Origin of the sequence: Gluconobacter aidae, assembly GCF_009547075.1 — a bacterium.
Lineage (GTDB): Bacteria > Pseudomonadota > Alphaproteobacteria > Acetobacterales > Acetobacteraceae > Gluconobacter > Gluconobacter aidae.
The window spans coordinates 1-17,983 of the sequence record NZ_WIPH01000014.1; the positions used below are offsets into that span (position 1 = coordinate 1).

General features: G+C 61.2%; 17 protein-coding genes. 7 read left to right on the top strand and 10 right to left on the bottom strand.

Annotated elements, in window-relative coordinates; genetic code table 11:
- Positions 1 to 193: hypothetical protein (locus GFJ39_RS14210; RefSeq protein ID WP_228391845.1), on the top strand; the 193-nt coding region annotated here is incomplete at its 5' end.
- A gap of 178 nt (positions 194 to 371) precedes the next feature.
- On the opposite strand, the gene GFJ39_RS07725 is transcribed toward GFJ39_RS14210, so the two are convergent.
- Both GFJ39_RS07725 and GFJ39_RS07730 read right to left on the bottom strand, forming a co-directional pair.
- The gene (locus GFJ39_RS07725; protein WP_153430796.1) at positions 372 to 1,292 is read right to left on the bottom strand and encodes a retroviral-like aspartic protease family protein; all 921 of its coding nucleotides are present in this window, start codon (positions 1,290 to 1,292) and stop codon (positions 372 to 374) included.
- Positions 1,289 to 2,242 carry a tyrosine recombinase XerC gene (locus GFJ39_RS07730; RefSeq protein ID WP_153430833.1) on the bottom strand — a complete coding sequence of 318 codons (954 nt, stop codon included), beginning with the start codon at positions 2,240 to 2,242 and terminating at the stop codon, positions 1,289 to 1,291. Before GFJ39_RS07730 ends, GFJ39_RS07725 begins: the two co-directional genes overlap by 4 nt.
- A gap of 45 nt (positions 2,243 to 2,287) precedes the next feature.
- On the opposite strand from GFJ39_RS07730, the gene GFJ39_RS07735 reads away from it, so the two are divergent.
- The gene (locus GFJ39_RS07735; protein WP_153430797.1) at positions 2,288 to 4,528 is read left to right on the top strand and encodes a primosomal protein N'; all 2,241 of its coding nucleotides are present in this window, start codon (positions 2,288 to 2,290) and stop codon (positions 4,526 to 4,528) included.
- Positions 4,529 to 4,538: 10 nt separating this feature from the next.
- On the opposite strand, the gene GFJ39_RS07740 is transcribed toward GFJ39_RS07735, so the two are convergent.
- The 3 genes from GFJ39_RS07740 to ykgO form a co-directional block, all read right to left on the bottom strand.
- A complete protein-coding gene (locus GFJ39_RS07740; RefSeq protein ID WP_153430798.1) occupies positions 4,539 to 4,781 on the bottom strand; it encodes a hypothetical protein in 243 nt (80 codons plus the stop codon).
- Between the two features lie 91 nt (positions 4,782 to 4,872).
- Positions 4,873 to 5,544, bottom strand: coding sequence for a tetratricopeptide repeat protein (locus GFJ39_RS07745; RefSeq protein WP_194285320.1), 672 nt, complete (start codon positions 5,542 to 5,544; stop codon positions 4,873 to 4,875).
- 41 nt (positions 5,545 to 5,585) lie between these two features.
- Positions 5,586 to 5,711 (bottom strand): type B 50S ribosomal protein L36, encoded by a 126-nt coding sequence (gene ykgO, locus GFJ39_RS07750; protein WP_007281615.1) that lies wholly within the window; start codon positions 5,709 to 5,711, stop codon positions 5,586 to 5,588.
- A 215-nt stretch (positions 5,712 to 5,926) separates the two neighbouring features.
- On the opposite strand from ykgO, the gene GFJ39_RS07755 reads away from it, so the two are divergent.
- The 4 genes from GFJ39_RS07755 (at position 5,927) to GFJ39_RS07770 (ending at position 9,725) form a co-directional block, all read left to right on the top strand.
- Positions 5,927 to 6,364 (top strand): hypothetical protein, encoded by a 438-nt coding sequence (locus tag GFJ39_RS07755; RefSeq protein ID WP_153430800.1) that lies wholly within the window; start codon positions 5,927 to 5,929, stop codon positions 6,362 to 6,364.
- A gap of 168 nt (positions 6,365 to 6,532) precedes the next feature.
- Positions 6,533 to 8,542: an FUSC family protein gene (locus GFJ39_RS07760; protein ID WP_153430801.1), complete on the top strand. Its 2,010-nt coding sequence runs from the start codon at positions 6,533 to 6,535 to the stop codon at positions 8,540 to 8,542.
- Positions 8,536 to 8,736 carry a DUF1656 domain-containing protein gene (locus tag GFJ39_RS07765; RefSeq protein WP_153430802.1) on the top strand — a complete coding sequence of 67 codons (201 nt, stop codon included), beginning with the start codon at positions 8,536 to 8,538 and terminating at the stop codon, positions 8,734 to 8,736. Before GFJ39_RS07760 ends, GFJ39_RS07765 begins: the two co-directional genes overlap by 7 nt.
- Before the next feature lie 38 nt (positions 8,737 to 8,774).
- Positions 8,775 to 9,725 carry an HlyD family secretion protein gene (locus tag GFJ39_RS07770; RefSeq protein ID WP_325062873.1) on the top strand — a complete coding sequence of 317 codons (951 nt, stop codon included), beginning with the start codon at positions 8,775 to 8,777 and terminating at the stop codon, positions 9,723 to 9,725.
- Positions 9,726 to 9,839: 114 nt separating this feature from the next.
- Here the strand turns inward: GFJ39_RS07770 and GFJ39_RS07775 are convergent, their stop codons facing one another.
- The 3 genes from GFJ39_RS07775 to GFJ39_RS07785 all read right to left on the bottom strand — a co-directional run bounded on the left by GFJ39_RS07775 (position 9,840) and on the right by GFJ39_RS07785 (position 13,271).
- Positions 9,840 to 10,286: a YeeE/YedE family protein gene (locus GFJ39_RS07775; RefSeq protein ID WP_153430803.1), complete on the bottom strand. Its 447-nt coding sequence runs from the start codon at positions 10,284 to 10,286 to the stop codon at positions 9,840 to 9,842.
- A gap of 420 nt (positions 10,287 to 10,706) precedes the next feature.
- Entirely contained in the window at positions 10,707 to 11,099 is a 393-nt protein-coding gene (locus GFJ39_RS14520) for an ArsR/SmtB family transcription factor (protein ID WP_407645877.1), read from the bottom strand.
- Between the two features lie 60 nt (positions 11,100 to 11,159).
- Complete coding sequence (locus tag GFJ39_RS07785; protein ID WP_153430804.1) at positions 11,160 to 13,271, bottom strand: S9 family peptidase; 2,112 nt, start codon at positions 13,269 to 13,271, stop codon at positions 11,160 to 11,162.
- A 266-nt stretch (positions 13,272 to 13,537) separates the two neighbouring features.
- On the opposite strand from GFJ39_RS07785, the gene GFJ39_RS07790 reads away from it, so the two are divergent.
- On the top strand, positions 13,538 to 14,050 hold the full coding sequence (locus GFJ39_RS07790) for a DUF2501 domain-containing protein (RefSeq protein WP_153430805.1): 513 nt from the start codon (positions 13,538 to 13,540) through the stop codon (positions 14,048 to 14,050).
- Positions 14,051 to 14,238: 188 nt separating this feature from the next.
- On the opposite strand, the gene mdoH is transcribed toward GFJ39_RS07790, so the two are convergent.
- Positions 14,239 to 16,425, bottom strand: coding sequence for a glucans biosynthesis glucosyltransferase MdoH (gene mdoH, locus GFJ39_RS07795; RefSeq protein WP_153430806.1), 2,187 nt, complete (start codon positions 16,423 to 16,425; stop codon positions 14,239 to 14,241).
- On the bottom strand, positions 16,401 to 17,954 hold the full coding sequence (locus GFJ39_RS07800) for a glucan biosynthesis protein (RefSeq protein WP_153430807.1): 1,554 nt from the start codon (positions 17,952 to 17,954) through the stop codon (positions 16,401 to 16,403). The genes mdoH and GFJ39_RS07800 overlap by 25 nt, the downstream gene beginning before the upstream one ends.
- Positions 17,955 to 17,983 lie beyond the last annotated feature (29 nt).

A 17,983-nucleotide genomic window follows, 5' to 3' on the forward strand; every position in this document is an offset into this window, starting at 1 on the left:
GAACCTAGAAGCTGATCGCACCTTCGAGCTATGCGATGCACTGTTCAACTGCAGCGCCATTGGCAACATTCAGCATAGGTCTGGAGGAAAAACTTACTATACATTTAAATACCGTAATCGGCACTCTTCTTTTAATGAAAATGAGGATATTATGCTTCACCGCGGGCTGTGGAAGGCCTTAAATCTTATATAATCGGCGCAATCCGTTCTTACGTGCAAATGTGGAGATTCCGGGGATTTACGGTGGATGTACGTCGTGAGTCAGAGCCACGTCCGCTCTGCGGAGTGGTCGGGCCAAGTTTCGCAGTTCGGAAAGGAGGCGGAAGCAGCCGTATTTACAAACGGCATGATTTCTTTTCCATATTTGGCATTTATCGGAAGAAAAGCTGTTTTGTGGCGTAGGACAGCCAGATTTCGTGGTGGGCGAACCAGTCCGAGCCCAGAAGCATGTCCGCCTGATCGTGGACGGGGGCGACGGTCAGGACCGGGTGTGTCCAGATCGTGCCGCCCAGTTCCAACTGTTCGAAACGATGCCAGTGATACTGACGCTCACCCAGGTCCACGCCTGCCGTCAGGCCGCCCGGGTCCAGGGCGAGCTTTTCGTCGCTCAGACCAATGCGGTGGACGAAATCCGTGCTGACGATATGCGAGCGCGCGCCACTGTCCAGAAGGGCCGTACCTTTCACGCCATCCAGCGTAAAGGCCGCCATCAGGCGTCCGAACTGACGCTGCACGGGGATTGTGGTCCAGTGTCCGCTCCAGGCGGGAGGCTGGTGGCAGATACTGGAGTTCAGGCGGACAGTCCAGAGTGTCAGGCGCTGATGGGGGACATCGAACTCCAGATCGTAATCCGCCAGCACATCCGCCCCCAGCAGACCGTAAACGGGGGGCCGGATCATGGGCGAGCCTGGCAGGATGCCAACGGCCATCGTCCCCCTACCCAAGGGAAGCTCATCTGCCGGACGTGTTCCCAGACGGAGGTCCTGAATGCGGATATTCGGCACGAGGCGCGGGCTGCCATTAGGCCCTTGCATCATCGTGCGATGTTCGGGATCGGTCGGCAGGTGCAGCGCCGAGACGCCCTGCGGCGTCATGAGGCTGCCTTCGGAACCGGTATCCACGATCATCGAGGCGTTCTGGCCGTTCACCGTGACCGGCACGCTCAGATAGCCGCCATCATCCCGAAGCGGCAGGACAACCGCTCGAGCCAGTTCGCAGGTGGAAGCAGCAGGGGCGGCCGTTGCACACAGCGTCATGCCCAGAAACAGGATGGCTGGCAGCGCGCGTTTCATGATCCCTGATCCGAGCGTGGATGAGCCTTGCGCCAGACATCCAGCAGGTGCTTCTCGTCCGCCAGCGTATAGGCCTGCGTGGTGGAGAGGCTGGCATGGCCCATCAGTTCCTGAATGGTGCGCAGGTCCGCCCCGCCTTCCATCAGATGCGTCGCGAAGGAATGGCGCAGGGCATGGGGCGTTGCGGAATCGGGCAGACCTTCGCCCTTGCGCCAGGTCCGCATGGCGCGCTGGGCCACGCCGGGATTGAGCCGCCCGCCGCGCACCCCGCAGAACAGGGGCGCATCAGGCGTCGGAGATGGATGGGCCGCTTTCCAGCTTTCCAGCGCCTCGATTACAGCCGGCAGCAGAGGCACGAGCCGTTCCTTGCCACCCTTGCCGACCACCCGGAGCATGGTGTGCCCCGCATTCGTCAGATCGCGGATATTGAGCGACAGTGCCTCGCCAATCCGCAGTCCGGTGCCATAAAGCAGCGTGAACAGCGCCCGGTCCCGCAACGCGGCCAGACTGGTTTCCGCATCGTCGGAAATGCCTTCTGCCGCCGCTCGTGCGGCGTCTTCCCCGAGAGGACGCGGCAGGCGTTTTTTCGTGCGCGGCGTGGCAAGCAGTGAGGGCGCGGGATTGGAGAGATCGTGCCGCAGGCCCAGATACCGGAAGAACGACCGCAATGCGGAGACATGCCGCGCCCGCGAGCGTGCCCGCGAGTCGGCACTGGTGGTGCGGCGGGTTGGCTGTTCGCTGCGGGCCGTTTCATGGGCGAGCCAGGCGCGCAGATCTGCAAGCGAGAGTTTTTCCAGGTCCGTCAGCGTGACTTCTCCACCCAGATGCTGCTGAAAAAACGTCAACGCCAGAAGGATATCGTGCTGGTAGGCTTCGACCGTGCGGGGGCTCGAACGCCTTTCATGCGTCAGCCATTCGCTCCAGTCGCGCAGGGCATCAAGCGCCATCAGGGATGCGGTCATGGTATTTCGCGACGGGGGAGGTTAGACACGGTCATGGCATCCAGCAGCCTATCCAAGCCTGACCCCCGGCGAAAGCCACCTTCCACCGGAACGCGCGTTTCGGTGCTTGTGCCGCTGCCGTTTCCGGGGCCGCTCGATTATCTCGCGCCCATGCCACTTGAGCCCGGCGACCTCGTGACGGTCCCGCTGGGGCGCCGTGAAACCGTGGGATGTGTCTGGGAAACCGATCGTACCCTGCCTGCCGATTTTGCGTTGCCGGTCGGCCGTGAAGTTCCGCTTGCGCGTCTGCGTCCTGTGGCGGGAAAGCTGGATGTCCGTCCCCTTCCGCGGAGCCTGCGCCGCTTCATCGACTGGGTTGCGGCCTATACGCTGACCCCGCCGGGTCTGGTGCTGGCGATGGCGACACGTATTCATCTGAAGGACGCACCCAGACCCGCTCTGGGCTGGGTCCGGACGGAGATGTCCGAGGGCGATCTGCGGATCACGCCTGCGCGTCGGTCCGTGCTGAATGTTGCGTCGTCCACGCCCATGAGCACCGCTGAACTGGGGGACCGTAGCGGGGCGAGCGCGGCCGTCATTCGCGGCCTCGCCACGGCCGGTCTGCTGCGCGAAGCCGTCATTGCTCCAGCCGCCCCGTTTGGTCTGCCGGACCCGATGCATGGCGCGCCGAAGCTCTCCGAAGAGCAGGCTGAGGTCGCGCAGGAATTGTGCGGTCCCGTCGAGACCGGGCGGTTTCAGGTCACGCTGCTGGAAGGCGTGACCGGATCGGGCAAGACGGAGGTCTATTTCGAGGCTGTGGCGGCCTGTCTGGCCAAGGGAAAGCAGGTTCTGGTCCTGCTGCCGGAAATCGCGCTTTCCGCCCAGTGGACGGATCGTTTCATCCGCCGTTTCGGCGCGGAACCCGCTGTCTGGCATTCCGATCTCGGGGCCAAACGGCGGCGCGAGACCTGGCGCGCCGTGGCGGAAGGAAGTGCCCGCGTCGTGGTCGGTGCCCGGTCGGCCCTGTTCCTGCCGTTTGCTGATCTGGGTCTCGTCGTGGTGGACGAGGAGCATGAGAGCGCTTTCAAGCAGGAAGAGGGCGTCATGTATCATGGGCGGGACATGGCGGTTGTTCGCGCCCGTCTGGCGGATGCGCCGGCCATTCTCGTTTCCGCCACGCCATCGCTCGAAACGCTGGCGAACGTGGAGAGCGGACGCTACCGGCATGAACTCCTGACGGCGCGGCATGGCGGGGCGACCCTGCCGGATGTGTCGCTGGTGGATATGCGGGCCGATCCGCCCGAACGCGGCCTGTTCCTGTCTCCCAAACTCTGCACCGCCATTGATGAGACGCTGGAGAAAGGGGAGCAGGCCATGCTGTTCCTCAACCGGCGCGGCTATGCGCCGCTGACGCTCTGCCGGGCGTGCGGGCACCGGATGCAGTGTCCGAACTGCTCGGCCTGGCTGGTGGAGCATCGGGCGCGCGGCATCCTGACCTGCCATCACTGCGGACATACCGAGCGGATTCCGAAAGACTGCCCGGAATGTCACGCGGAGAACTCACTCGTTCCCATCGGGCCGGGGATCGAACGCATTACCGAAGAGGCGAAGCTGCGGTTTCCGGACGCGAAACTGCTGGTGATGTCCTCTGATACGCTTGGCTCCCCGGCTGCGACGGCGGAGGCGGTGCGGAAGATTTCGGACGGAGAGGTCAATCTCATCATCGGCACGCAGATCGTGGCCAAGGGCTGGCATTTCCCGAAGCTGACGCTCGTGGGTGTCGTCGATGCCGATCTGGGGCTTGGGGGCGGGGATCTGCGTGCGGCCGAGCGGACGGTGCAGCTTCTGCATCAGGTCGCGGGGCGTGCGGGGCGTGCGGAGCATCGCGGGCGCGTGCTGCTCCAGAGTTATGTCGGCGAGCATCCGGTCATGACGGCGCTGGTCTCCAACGATTTCCAGACCTTTATGGAACAGGAAGCCGAGCAGAGACGGCCATCCTTCTGGCCGCCTTATGGACGGCTGGCGGCGCTGATCGTGAGCGCGCCGAGCGCGGACGCGGCGGACGCACTGGCACGGGAGATCGCGCTCGCGGCTCCTGAGCGGGAGGGGGTGCAGGTCCTGGGACCGGCTCCGGCACCGCTCGCCGTCCTGCGCGGACGGCATCGCAGGCGTCTGCTGCTGCGGACGATGCGGGGCATTGCCGTGCAACCGATCCTGCGTCAGTGGCTGGGAGATATCAAACCCACGGGTGGAGCAAAGGTCGATATTGATATCGACCCCATTTCCTTCCTTTAGGGCTGAACAATCAGCCCTTGCGTTTGCGGAAGAACTCAACCGTGGCGGTCACGACGGCAATGACAGCCAGAATCTGCTGGAAATACGGGCGGAAACGCTTGGGTCCGAACGTCGCCATGGCCGTCATGCCGGCAAGGCCGATTTCGCGCGCGCGCGTGGCTTTCTGACAGCAGGTCTTCATCTTGGAGCAGCAGCTTTTCCTGGCTTCTGCCTGGGGGATGGCAGTTGCATGGGCGGGGGATTGCTTGGTCATATAAAATCTCCTGAAAAAAGGAATCAGGGGATGAACACCCGGCAATACAAGGGGTTGCCAGAGCGACAGGCGGCCGACACCGCCAGAAGCGTCAGTCCTGCTGGCCGTCCCGGGCCTGTTCCAGCGTCTTGAGCTGCTTGTCGGAATCGGGCGATTTCGGATTCAGGAGCAGCATCTGATGGAAGGCCTTGAGAGCAGCCTCGGGCTCATGCCGCTCATGTTCCGCTTCCGCGAGCATGCCCCAGGCCGTCGGATCACCGGGATCAGCCTGAAGCTCGACGCCCAGATCGGCGATGGCCCCGTTGCTGTCACCCGCAGCCAGCCGGATGGCGGCGCGCTGGCGGTAAAGCACGGACTGGTCAGGCTGGATCGTGATTGCGGCCGTCAGATCGTCCTGCGCCTGCTGGAAATCATGTTTCTCAAGCGCATCATGCGAATCGCTGATGAGCATCTGTACGCTGCCGGTCAGGGCGCGGCTGCGGAGGGCTTCTGCACGTTCGGAGATTTCGCCGGCCTGCTTTTCATTTCCCGCCATGGCGAGAGCCTTTTCCGCATCCACAAGGCGGTCATGGAGCGTTTTACGTGGCGGACGGGGGGAGGAAGCAGGGGGCGTGGCCTTTGCCCGTCCCGCCTGGGAGCCGGGAAGGGCAGGCTGTGCAGCGGAACGTGCTGTGGGGCCGGATGCGGCAGGATCTGCGGCGCGTGCGGCTTGAACTGGCAGAAAAGTCAGGGCCGGGCTACAAAGCAGAACGGCGCCAGCCATCAGCCAGCGCCGCCCGTCCGTCATCCGGCAGACCAAGGGGTTCAGCCCTGGCGAGCCTTCATGCGCGGGTTCTTCTTGTTGATGATGTAAACGCGGCCGCGGCGGCGGACAACACGGCAGTCCTTGTCGCGGACCTTGGCGGACTTCAGGCTGTTGCGGATCTTCATGGTTGCAGGCTCTCGACGGGTAAGGCCCTTTCGGACCGGACAGCGGGCCGGAACGCCCGCGAAAGAATGGCCCCGATTACCCATACCGCCCTGTAGAGTCAAGCTGACAAGCCATCCGTGCGGCGGAATTCCTTGATGCTGCCGATTTGCAACAACCTGCAACAGCGTCGTTCAGGGTCTTTGTCCGGCCGGGATTTTCTCCTAACGTCAGTTCCATGATCAAGCGCCATTCCCGCCCGGCCCTGCTGCTGGCTCTTCTTCCTCTCGCCGTCGCCCTTGCCGCGCCCGTGGCCGCAAGAGCTGATGACGGGGATGCCAAGACCAATGACGACGATCCCACGATCAACCAGCAGGGATTCGCCATCAACAAGATCCTCCGGGTGCTCCAGACCAATCCGGATGCCGCGAGCGACTCCTGCATCAACGCGCTCAAGGAAATGCACCAGGCCCAGACGGCGCTGAGCAAGGAAGAGGGCGTCGACGCCGAGCACAATCAGGATATCGGTGTTGCGCGTGATGTTCTGTCCTCTGAAATGGAGGATGTCACGAATATGTGTGGTGCCGATGCGCGCACGTACTGTCGCAAGTCCGCCGCTCATCCTGATCCCAAGCTGACCGCGGCCTGCAACGCCCTGCCGCCCGAGGAAGACTAGTCCCCCCGGACGGCGCAGATGCGAAAACGCCGTCTGTCAAAACGTGTCCAGAGGATTCGAGGACTAACTTTTCCGGGCAAGCGCTCCTAAGGTTGGAAGTCTGATTCTGGTAATGAGGGCCGTGGGACTGTTTCTGATGAAGTCTGTGCCGGGTAAGGGGTATCGCTCTTGACCGCGGCACTACAGTCAGTTCTTCGCCCGGGGTGGCTCCAGTTCAGTCTCAGGACCTGGTTTGCACTTGTCCTGGCGCTCGGAACGGCCTTCTGGTCACAGCTTGATTCGCCCGCGAGTGCCGGCGTGACAGTCATGATCCTGGCCCAGCCCCTGCGTGGTCAGGCCCTGTCCAAGGCGTTCTACCGTCTTGCGGGGACTGTGCTCGGCGTCAGTGTGTCCATCATTCTCGTCGCGATGTTCAACCAGGAACGCGCCCTGTTTCTCGGCGGCGCGGCGCTGTGGATTTCGGCCTGCGCGTTCGTAGGATCGCTGGAGCGCGATTTCCGCTCCTATGGCGCTCTGCTGGCGGGGTATACCGTGGCACTTGTGGCGCTCCCGACGATGGACGATCCTCAGAACATCTACCCTGTCAGTATCGCGCGCGCCTCCGATATCGCGATTGGTGTGGCGTCGATCGCAGTCGTGAATATTCTGTCCGGCTCTCCCGAGGCATGGCGACGTCTGTCCAGGGCCATGGAGACGCTGTCGCATCGCGTGCGGCAGACCGGCAGGTCCGCCATCATGGGCGAACCGATCGCCACCCCCGAGCAGATGATCGGTCTGAGCGGCGAAATCCTCGCGCTCATGACCCAGATTTCCTATGCCCGGACCGAAGTCGAGCGCGGGCGTCTGCGGATGGCGGGCGCGCGGCTGGGCATCATCGGCATGCTGACGGTCCTGACCACGAGCCGTGCCATTGCGTGGCTGTTGGAGACCGGTGGCATTTCCGACATCCTGATCCGTCACGTCCGGGCCTGGCATGAGCGTTCCGAGGATGGCACGACCCGGCTTGAGACCATGGATACGATTCTGGATGGCATCCGCAAGGAAGATCCCGATTTCGTTCCTTCAGCCCGTGAGGCCTGGTTTTTCGAGCGCTGCTCGACCCTTCTCAGCAACCGTCTGCATATCCGGACCGGCATGAACACGCTCCTGCGCGCCACGCCAGCGGGCGATGCACTCAAGCTGGCGCAGCTTGAGAGTAATCCGGATTATGTGACCGCCTTCATCAACGCCATGCGCGTGCTTCTGGGTTTCAGTGTTGCCGCAGCGCTGTGTCTGGGCTCAAGCATCCCCGCTTCCGTCACGGCCCTGTCCCAGACCGCGCTCGTTCTGACGCTGGCTTCCACAGCCATCGATACGGCGGAGTTCGGCAAGGGCGCCATTATCGGCATGCCCGCGGGCATTCTCGTGGCGGCCTGGCTGGACTTCATGATCCTGCCGCATGTGGAAAGCATGCTGAGCCTTGCCCTCGTGTTCCTGCCGCAGACCGTCATGTCCTGTCTGCTGCTGATGAATCCGAAAACGAGCGCCATTGGTTTCAATTACGGCGTGTTCTTCCTAGTCTTCATCGGGCTTGGAAACCACCACAATTACGACCCGATGGCCTTCATCACACGCAATACGTTCTATGCGATGGCTGCCGTCCTGTCCTTCGTGCTGCTGGTTCTGCTGTGGCCCCCCACGGCGCGGCGGCATCGTTTCCGTCTGGCAGTATCCATCGCCTACGATCTGGAAACCCAGCTCGCCGGACATGGCGAGCGCATGGGGCCGCCGCTTCTCAGCCGGAAATACGAACGCCTGAGCCAGTTCCTGATGTGGACGGACCGGATGCACGATCCCGGCCTGCGCTCCCGGCGTATCTTCAACCGCTTCGTGGCGCTGGAGGATTTTTCCAGCACGATCGCGCGGGTACGACACTATCTGGATCAGGCCGGGCATCTTCACGGCCTCAGGCCCATGGTCCGTCATGTCCGGCGTCTGCTGGCCCATGACCGGCTCGGCCTTCTGGAAGCCGAGATCCCCGAACTTCAGGCCATGTTTTTCGAACGTCTGTCGGATGGAATCCGCGAGGAACAGTCCATGATCATCAACTGTATCGGCGGTCTTGAAGCCGTCCGGACCATGGTGCGTCTGAACCGCTCCGCCGTGCATCATTACGGGATAGGACGCAAGCGATGGTGATGAGACAGGTCGTCGATCTCGATGGCGTGCTGGTCTCGGCCTTCGTCATCAATCTGGCGCTGGCGCTTCTGACGCTGGCCATCCTGCGCTGGATCATGGGCTGGTTCGATCTATGGCGTTTCGTCTGGGATCCGCCGCTGGCCCAGTTCGGCATCCTGATCTGCCTGATCGGCCTCTACACCCTGCTTCTCTGATCCGCTTTTGCTTTTAACAAAACCAAGGTGACCGTCCCGTGCTTTCCAGTGCCCATCGCCTGATCCGCCTGACCATCACGCTCTGCATTCTCGTGGTGGCGGCGCTCGTGGTCGTCATTCTGTGGGACTACTATACGGCCTCCCCCTGGACCCGGAACGGACAGGTGCGCGCACAGGTCGCCAATATCGCGCCCCGCGTCTCGGGCCAGATCCTGGACGTGCGGGTAAAGGACAACCAGTTCGTCCACAAGGGCGATGTGCTGTATGTCATCGATCCGTTCGATTTCAGGGTGGCGCTCGATACCGCCAAAGCGCGTGTGGCTGAGCGCAAGGCCGATCTGGAGTTCCGTGTCGTTCAGGCCCAGTGGCGCAAGGCCATTCCCGGCACTGCTGTCTCGGTCGAGGAAAAGCGGCAGTATGAGGCTTTGTCCCAGCAGATGCAGGCCCAGTACGATGCGGCGCTGGCCGCCGAACGTCAGGCCACAATCAATCTGGAGCGAACGGAAGTCCGCAGTTCCATCGACGGCATTGTCACCAACCTCATCATGCGTCCCGGCGATTTTGCGACTGCTGGTGTGGTCAACATCCACATCATCGACACCAGTTCCTACTGGGTGGACGGATATTTCGAGGAAACCAAGGTCCATGACCTCGACGAAGGTGATCTCGTCCGCATGGATCTCATGGGCTATCACGATCCGCTCTTCGGTCATGTCGAGAGCATCACCCGCGGTATCGCCAGCAACAACGCGCTGGTGAACAAGCAGGGCCTGCCGGAAGTGGACCCGGTCTATACCTGGGTCCGTCTGGCGCAGCGTATCCCGGTCCGCGTGAAGATCGACAGGATCCCCGATGACCTGACGCTTGCCGCCGGCATGACGGCCACCGTGACGGTCGTGTCAGAAGAGGGTAATCGCCGTCACCGCTCCACCCACGCCGCCTTCCAGCATTTCGGTGATGATATCCGTCATCTGTTCGGGCATCGGTAAGGTTTCTGGAACAAAAGTGTTTGGTGAAGTTTTTATTCCGCCTTTTTTCCGACTGCCATCCCGCCTGTAACCACGACCGTTTTCGCCCGTATGTCGGACGTGCAGCGTAGAGATTTACCGGTCTGGACGCAGACATTGCCTTACATATTTCTGATATGAGAACGCCATTGTCCCAGCGACAAGACCAAGCAGGAAAATCATGCTTTGTGATTGCCCGATAAAAATGGAGGCAATCGCGGGGCCCGGGCAAAAACCAACAAGTCCCCATCCCAGGCCGAATAAACAGCTTCCTGCAATCAGAGGTCCGTCGATCTGACGTGCGGTCGGAATTTGAAAATTGGTGTCAAAAAGAGGGTGTGACAAATGTTTTTGCAGCCAAATACCACAAAATGTCACGCAAACAGCGCCACCCAACACAAATGCCAGTGACGGGTTCCAGTTTTCGGAAATGTCTAGAAAAGCCAGAACATTCGAAGGGTTAAGCATTCCACCTAAAATCAGCCCTAGGCTAAAAATTATCCCGCACGCCATGGCGGCAATATTTCTTGCTATCGCGAGCATACTAGCCCCCTGTCAGAAGGTGGATCAGGGTTGCTGCTGCCATTCCAGTTCCAAGAAAACAGAGGACAGCCACCATTGAGCGCGGTGATAAACGCGCTAATCCAATCACCCCGTGGCCACTTGTGCAGCCACTTCCAAGGCGGGTGCCGAAGCCGACAAAAATGCCAGAAACGAGAATAAGGGGCCAGGATCCCTGAATAATCATTTCTGGCCATGTCCCTGTCATAAGGCGCCATAATAGTGGACCACTGGCCAATCCAAGGAGGAAAGCTGTTCCTGGCCAAATGTTGCGCCCTGAAAGGGTTCGAGCGAGCAGTCCACTCATGCCGGCTATACGACCGTCCATCAGAAGATAGCCTGCGCAGGCCACGCCGATCAGAGCTCCTCCTGCAAGACTGTGCCAGTATGTGAGTGGCATGCTTAGTGCTTCCTTGAGCAAAAAATTTGATGAAGAGCCGTGATAACCTGCCCTGCCCTGGTGTCCGACAAATGGTAGAAAACCGATAATCCCTCTTTGCGGAACGTCACGATTTTCGCAGATTTAAGAGTTGTCAGATGTCTGGAAAGATTAGGCTGATATATGCCCAACTCACTTTGCATCTCTCCGACCGACAACTCCTTTTCAGCAAGTTTACAGGCAATGAGGAGGCGATCGGGATGCGATAGCGTCTTCAACAATTCCGCCACTTGATGAACGTTTTTTTGAATATCTTCCATTGTGCTCACATAATATCTTATTATCGATAATAAGATATTATCTTGGTGAGTGTCAATATTCCTGTGCCTGCCAGGGCACTTGACTGTCGTCTCCATTCTCCCTGTGCCTTGCTACATATGAGCAGGCACTTTCCCCTCCAGACACACGTCACGCATTCAAGTGCGATCCATGCTCCAGATGGCGAACGCCTGAACGAGGGCGACTTCTTCCAGACGTTTAAAGCGGCCGGATGAGCCGCCATGCCCGGCTTCCATGTTGATGCGGCACAGGAACGGGCCGCCGGACGTGACTTCCCGCAGTTTTGCGATCCATTTCGCAGGCTCCCAGTACGTCACACGCGGATCGGACAGGCCGCCCATTGCCAGAACCGGCGGGTAGGCTTTGGCTGTGATGTTGTCATAGGGCGAATAGCTGGCGATCAGGTCATAGGCGGCGGGGTCTTCCAGAGGATTGCCCCATTCCGGCCATTCCGGCGGCGTCAGGGGCAGGGATATGTCGGACATGGTGTTAAGCATGTCCACGAACGGCACCTGCGCGGCAATTCCGGCGAAAAGCTCGGGCGCCATATTGGTGATCGCGCCCATCAGCAGACCACCGGCCGAGCCACCCTGCGCGACGATGCGTCCCGCCGAGCCATAGCCTTCCGAGACGAGATGCCGGGCGCAGGCGATGAAATCGATGAAGGTGTTGGGCTTCTTCGTCCCGCGCCCGTCCAGAAACCAGTTCCAGCCCTTTTCGGAGCCACCACGGACATGGGCGATGGCATGGATCCAGCCCCGGTCTACCAGGCTGAACACGGTCGTGGAGAAATCGGCGTCCATGGCGATGCCGTAGGAGCCGTATCCGTACAGAAGCAGCGGTGCCGAGCCGTCCAGAGCCTGCCCTTTGCGCATCAGGACCGTGATGGGAACCTGCGCGCCGTCCGGGGATGTCGCAAACAGGCGGCGCGTTTCGTAGCGGCTCGCATCATGGCCGGACGGAACCTCGCGGATTTTGCGCAGAACGCGCTCGCCGCTTGCCATGTTGTAATCGTACCAGTGCGCGGGATTGGTGGGGGACTGATAGATATAACGCAGAACCGGCATGTCATATTCCAGCGTGCCCAGCATCGTCAGATCATAGGCCGCTTCGTCCATCCCGATGGCTTTCGCCTGCGCCCGGACATCGCCCTGAGTGCCTTCGGGAACCACGAGGATATGAATGTTCCCGTCCCGACGCTCGGCCCAGGCAAGATACCCGCGCGAGGCGCTGGCCCCCAGCAGATAATGCCCCTCGCGGTACGGCACGAAAGGCGTCCAGTTCTCGCGGCCTGTGGCTGTGTCGGGCGTCTGCATGAGCTGGAAATCCACGGCGCCGCCCGCATTGGTCAGGATGATGAAGCGGTCATTCCAGTGCGTCAGGGAATAGCGCTCGCCCCGCACCAGCGGTGCTGCCAGGACGGGCGGGGCCGTCGGCTCGGACGCCGGGATGAGCAGCGTTTCGTTCGTATCGTGGTCGCCGCGTTCGATGACGATCCATTTGCGGGAGGCGCTGACGCCGATGCTGAGGAAGAATCCCGGATCGGTTTCATCGAACACCAGAACATCCTCACCTCCCGTCAGCGGGCGGCGATAGATCTTCGAGGGGCGGCCATTGTCGTCGCGATAGATCCAGAACAGCCACTGGCTGTCGGGAGAAATGGCGAAGCTGCCCGTCGTGCTCGGCACTGGCGGGGCGCAGAGTTCGCCCGTCTCCAGATCCTCGACCTGAATGCGATAGACCTCGGAACCCTGAACATCCTCCGCATAGACGAAATAGCGGTGATCGGGGGAATGGTCGGTCTGTGACAGGGCGTAATAGTCATGCTGCTTCGCCAGAGCATCAGCATCGAGCAGAATCTGTTCCTCTCCACCCTCGCGCGGGCGGCGGACCCGTAGCGGGTGCTGCGCCCCGTCCTCGAAGCGGACATAATATTCCCATGGGCCATCCGGGACCGGCACGGAAGATTCCGCCGGCGGGATGCGGCGGATCATTTCCTGAAGCAGTGTCTCGCGCAGTGGCTCCATGTCCGCCAGCATGGCTTCCGCATAGGCGTTCTCCGCCTTCAGATGCGTGGCGATATCCTCGCGCAGAACGGACGGGTCCCGCAGGACCTGCTGCCAGTTCTCGTCCTTCATCCAGGCATAGGAATCCGTGCGCGTCCGGCCAAGCTGCGTGGTGGTCAGCGGCTCACGACGGGCGGCGGGAGGAACGGGTGTGGGGGAGGGGGCATCGGGGGTCTGTGGCATGGGCAAACTGTGACGCAGAAACCGTTGCCGTTCAATCCGCTCGTGAAGGGGAAACAGAGCTCCCCGATGTGTTCGGTAAAACGAAATGATCCAAAAGTTTCCGCATGACCGCCATGAGGAAAAAGGAAATCTCGCAAGAAACCATGTCCGGTCTCGAGTGTTACTCATGGCAACGGGGCATCCTTCGCGATGTTCCAGACCGGGTGATTTCTGTATCTCCTTCTCAAGGGCGTACAGGGCATCCAGTATACGGAAAGAAGAGTGCCATGATTTCGAATAAATATTTCGCTGTTCTTGCTGCTGCCAGTCTGACCATTTCGGGCGCAGCCGTCGCCCAGACGGTGCCGCCCATTCCGCAGAGCAGCCCCGTCCCGACAGTCGCGCCGGGCACGCAGGCAACCCTGCCGTCCGCCAATCTTCAGGCTGTCTCGGGGGGCAAGAACATTCTGACGGCTGCCTCGCCGGGTACGCTGGGTGCCGACGGTCTTCCGACGATCGAGAATGCGCAGGCAGGCAACGTCGCCGGGCTGAGCTACTATTGCGTGAAACAGAAACTGGTGCTCGGCACGTCGCCGATCGTCGCGGCCCGAACGCTGGCCAAGCGTCCGGACGTCCAGAACGACCAGTTCTACTCCCTTGGCGGCAAGGGTCTGCTCCAGACGGCTGGTGGCAATGTCTTCGACATCAGCACCCTGCCCAAGGACAAGCGTGTCACGACGTGTAATGACATCGTCAAGAAAGCCCAGTCTTTCGGAAGCTCGGCTGTCGTCGGACACTGATCGCCTCTTGGGCACGATGTGTCAGAACAAACCCCGGTCCTTCCAGGCCGGGGTTTTTTTGTGCTGTGATGGATCCAGATCCCGTTCTCCGGCGCCCGCCATGTACCGGGGATGTGACCTTCATGAAGCGGGCTTGGTCCGAGATTTGAGGGCGCAAGGATATGCATCGAACGCCCCCCGGATTTTCCTCAGCCTGCGAGCCGCTCCATGAGGGCCAGCCCTTCGGCATTTCCCAGAACCGCTGCTTTTTCCTGACGGGACAGGCGTTCCAGCGCGATCTCAAGCGAGGGCGCTTCCCGAAGCTTGACCAACCCGACGAGAAGGTTGGCGTCGATCGGGGTGCCCGGCTTCCGGGGCGGGGGCAGGGCACCCTCATGCGCGGCAAGAAGCGGCGCGCTCTGGCGCAGGGCGGCGAAGGCTTCTTCCGGCGGTGCATCGGGGGCATGGGCCGCGCGTTCGCGCGCCGCGTCATTGGCGGCGGCAAGCTGAAGGATCGGCGGCGGTGCGGTTTCCTCTTCGATCAACAGCAGCCCGGCACGACGCAGGCCCAGCCCGACATCCCGGCTCGCCGTCAGCGCGGCCAGTGGGATGGCGAGCACCAGTCCCAGCAGCACAGGCGTCATCCAAAGGAACAGAGCCTGAGACACCGACCATGCCGCGATGGCCAGCAGCAGGCCGAACACAGTGTAGATCCAGTAGCCATGCGCCACTTCCTTCAGCGAAACCCGGCCATCGTCCCGGTTCTGCGCGTTCCAGCCTGAATCCCGGCCCAGCAGGATCGAAATAACGCCGGAGGTCTGGATCAGCATGGCGATCGGCGCGATCAGGCCACCGATCAGCGTCTCAAGCACGATGGACACCGCCAGCCGGAAAATGCCACCCGATCCCCGCAAAGCTGCCCGGTCGAACATCATGGCGATGAAGGCCAGAGCCTTTGGGGCCAGCAGGATGCCCATCGTCCCGATAAAGACGAGCTTCGCCTGCACGGGATCGACCCGCGGCCAGTGCGGATAAAGCGTGGGTTTCGTGCCGAAATATTCGGGATGATAGAAATGCGACTGAAGCGAAATCAGGATGCCGAACAGCAGGAACAGCAGCCAGAGCGGCGACATGACGTAGGAGCCGATGCCGGTCAGCATATGGACGCGACTGACCCAGTGCATGCCCTTCGTGCCAAGGATCTTGCTGTGTTGCAGATTGCCCTGACACCAGCGACGGTCCCGGATGGCGACATCGGTCAGTGATGGCGGGCTTTCCTCATAGGAACCGAACAGGCCCGGCACCATGTGAATGGCCCAGCCCCCACGACGCATGAGCGCGGCTTCCACAAAGTCATGGCTCAGGATATGGCCGCCAAAGGGTGCTTTCCCTTTCAGGTGCGGCAGACCGGCCTGTTCGGCAAAAGCCTGCGTGCGGATGACCGCGTTATGACCCCAGTAATTGCCTTCCGAGCCGTGCCACCACGCAATGCCATGCGCGATCAGCGGTCCATAGACGCGGCCTGCGAACTGCTGCATCCGGGCAAAAAGCGTGCGACCACCCACGATGACCGGAAGTGTCTGGATCAGTCCCACGCTGTCATGCTGTTCCATCGCCGCCGTGATCCGGACGATCAGGCTGCCATCCATGACGCTGTCCGCATCAAGCGTGAGCATCTGCTGGTAGGATGCACCGAACCGCGTGACCCAGTCCCCGAGATTGCCTGCCTTGCGGTCCGTATTCTTGTGGCGTCGCCGATAAAAGACCCGTTTTTCGCCGTTCGTGGCCTGACGGAACTCCAGGAAGGCACGTTCTTCCTGGACCCAGATGTCCGGATTGGTTGTGTCGGACAGGATGAAGAAATCGAAAGCGTCGATCTGTCCCGTCGCGAGAATGCTGTCGTGAATGGCGCGCAGACCGGCGAGAACCCGGCCGGGATCCTCATTGTAGGTCGGCATCAGGACAGCGGTGCGGCTTTTGAGTTCCGGCAGTGGCCCGGTGCGATGGATGCCAAGCCCCAGACCGCCGCGTCGGATCAGGGAGATGAATCCCCCGAGGCAGGAGGTGAAGGACAGTGCAATCCAGAAGGCCAGAATGGCGAACAGGACCAGAATGATGATGCCAAGCGTCGAAACGCCCAGCGAGTTGAAGACCTCATTGATGCGGTAGATGCCGTATCCCGTCAGCAGGAACGCACCGCCAAAGACCATTAGGCGACGCAGCCACAGCAGGGATGGCGTGGTTGGCAGGATGCTGAATGGTCGGCCATGGCGGTCCGGCTGCTGATGAAGGTTCTGTGCCTTCATCGTAAGCGGTGCCTCGGTCGGCAGGAACGGGGCGGAAGCCGGCGTGGCGGAGGAGGAAAACTCGGTCACGGGGTCCAACGGTACATCCATTTTTCTGAAATCGGTCCCTGATCGTTGGCGAGCTGCGCCTGGAGTTCACACATCTTCGCATCGCCCGGCACGAACTCGAATGTCGTGCGCCAGCCTTGGATTTCGGGGTTGGGTTCGACCACGACGTTGCGGATCGTGCCGGGCGCGGCCTGCGAGATCAGATGGAAATTCGTGCCCTGCGGCACGTTCTGGAACGGCGCGCCGGTAAAGTCGATCACGAAGAAGCGGGCATCGGCATGATCGGTCACGGCACCGATCCGCGTTGCCGCAACACGTGCAAGCTGCGTGGGCCACGGTGTGTCCCAGCCCCAGTACATCCGGTAGATGTAACTGTATTCCTGGCCGCCCTTCATGGGCTGCTTCGGGCGCCAGAAGGAAACGATGTTGTCGTTCACTTCATTGGGGGTCGGGATCTCCACGAGGTCCACTGCGCCGTCGCCCCAGTTCCCGATCGGCTCGATCCACAGGGACGGACGTTTCTCGTAGTTCAGAGCAAGGTCTTCGTAATCGTGAAACGACCTTTTGCGCTGCATGAGGCCAAATCCGTGAGGGCTGCTGTCGGCAAAGGCCGAGAACTGGAGATCCGTCGGGTTGATGAGCGGCCGGTAAAGCTGCTGCCCCGCGCCCGTCCAGATTTGCAACGCCTCGCTGTCATGCGCGGCAGGGCGCCAGTCATCGACGTGGTTGCGTTCGTTCGCATCGAAATAGAACATGCCCGTGAGCGGGGCGATCCCGGATTCCGTAATGTCCTGACGTGGGAACAGGGAGGACTGGACGTCGAAAACAGTCGTATCGCCCGGTCGGATGGTGAAGCGGAACGCGCCTGTCAGGGAGGGGCTGTCAAGCAGCGCGTGAATGACGACGGATTCCACGCCCGGCTCCGGCTTTTCCAGCCAGAACTCGCGGAACAGAGCGAATTCCTCGCCTTTCGGATTGCCGGTGCCATCCGCGAACGCCCGCGCCGACAGGCCGTAATTCTGTCCTTTGGCCACGGCGCGGAAATAGGATGCTCCGAGGAAGACCGCGCATTCTTCCATCACGCCTGGCGTATTGATCGCATAGCGCAGACGCAGGCCGGAGAAGCCGAGATCGTCGGTTACGCGCAGGACAGGATTGGAATAGGTGAAGACATCCGGATCGTAAGGAATGGGGGTGGACTGGCCGCCCACCACCTCGTTCATGCCGATCCGTGGCTTGTACAGGAAACCGCGCGGGAAGAACTCCACGTCAAACGCCAGGTTCTGGCCATGCCACAGGGCTTTCTCAGGATTGAAGGCGATGCCGCGGAACTGGTCGAAATCCATGTTCGCAATGGCATTGGGGAGTGTCGGCGACGGCGGAGAATAAGGCTTCTTCGACAGTCGTTGCGCGATGAGGCGGACGGTTCCGTCGTCAAAGGGTGTTGACTGTATGGCGGGTGTCGCAGGCGAGGGGGCGGCGGTGGACTGGGCGTGGGCCATACGGCTGGCTGTTCCCAGAAGGGTCAGTCCGGCCCCAAGCTTGACCAGATCACGGCGCAGGATACTCATACTTTTCCCAATATCCCAGTTTCTCTCGG

What these genes read in the sequence shown, in the direction of transcription:
- GFJ39_RS07735 (WP_153430797.1), top strand. Translation starts at nt 2,288, where the DNA reads ATGGCATCCAGCAGCCTATCCAAGCCTGACCCCCGGCGAAAGCCACCT.
- GFJ39_RS07740 (WP_153430798.1), bottom strand. Translation starts at nt 4,781, where the DNA reads ATGACCAAGCAATCCCCCGCCCATGCAACTGCCATCCCCCAGGCAGAA.
- GFJ39_RS07765 (WP_153430802.1), top strand. Translation starts at nt 8,536, where the DNA reads ATGGTGATGAGACAGGTCGTCGATCTCGATGGCGTGCTGGTCTCGGCC.
- GFJ39_RS14520 (WP_407645877.1), bottom strand. Translation starts at nt 11,099, where the DNA reads ATGGAGACGACAGTCAAGTGCCCTGGCAGGCACAGGAATATTGACACT.
- GFJ39_RS07725 (WP_153430796.1), bottom strand. Translation starts at nt 1,292, where the DNA reads ATGAAACGCGCGCTGCCAGCCATCCTGTTTCTGGGCATGACGCTGTGT.
- GFJ39_RS07755 (WP_153430800.1), top strand. Translation starts at nt 5,927, where the DNA reads ATGATCAAGCGCCATTCCCGCCCGGCCCTGCTGCTGGCTCTTCTTCCT.
- mdoH (WP_153430806.1), bottom strand. Translation starts at nt 16,425, where the DNA reads ATGGATGTACCGTTGGACCCCGTGACCGAGTTTTCCTCCTCCGCCACG.
- ykgO (WP_007281615.1), bottom strand. Translation starts at nt 5,711, where the DNA reads ATGAAGATCCGCAACAGCCTGAAGTCCGCCAAGGTCCGCGACAAGGAC.
- GFJ39_RS07785 (WP_153430804.1), bottom strand. Translation starts at nt 13,271, where the DNA reads ATGCCACAGACCCCCGATGCCCCCTCCCCCACACCCGTTCCTCCCGCC.
- GFJ39_RS07775 (WP_153430803.1), bottom strand. Translation starts at nt 10,286, where the DNA reads ATGCTCGCGATAGCAAGAAATATTGCCGCCATGGCGTGCGGGATAATT.
- GFJ39_RS07790 (WP_153430805.1), top strand. Translation starts at nt 13,538, where the DNA reads ATGATTTCGAATAAATATTTCGCTGTTCTTGCTGCTGCCAGTCTGACC.
- GFJ39_RS07800 (WP_153430807.1), bottom strand. Translation starts at nt 17,954, where the DNA reads ATGAGTATCCTGCGCCGTGATCTGGTCAAGCTTGGGGCCGGACTGACC.
- GFJ39_RS07745 (WP_194285320.1), bottom strand. Translation starts at nt 5,544, where the DNA reads ATGGCTGGCGCCGTTCTGCTTTGTAGCCCGGCCCTGACTTTTCTGCCA.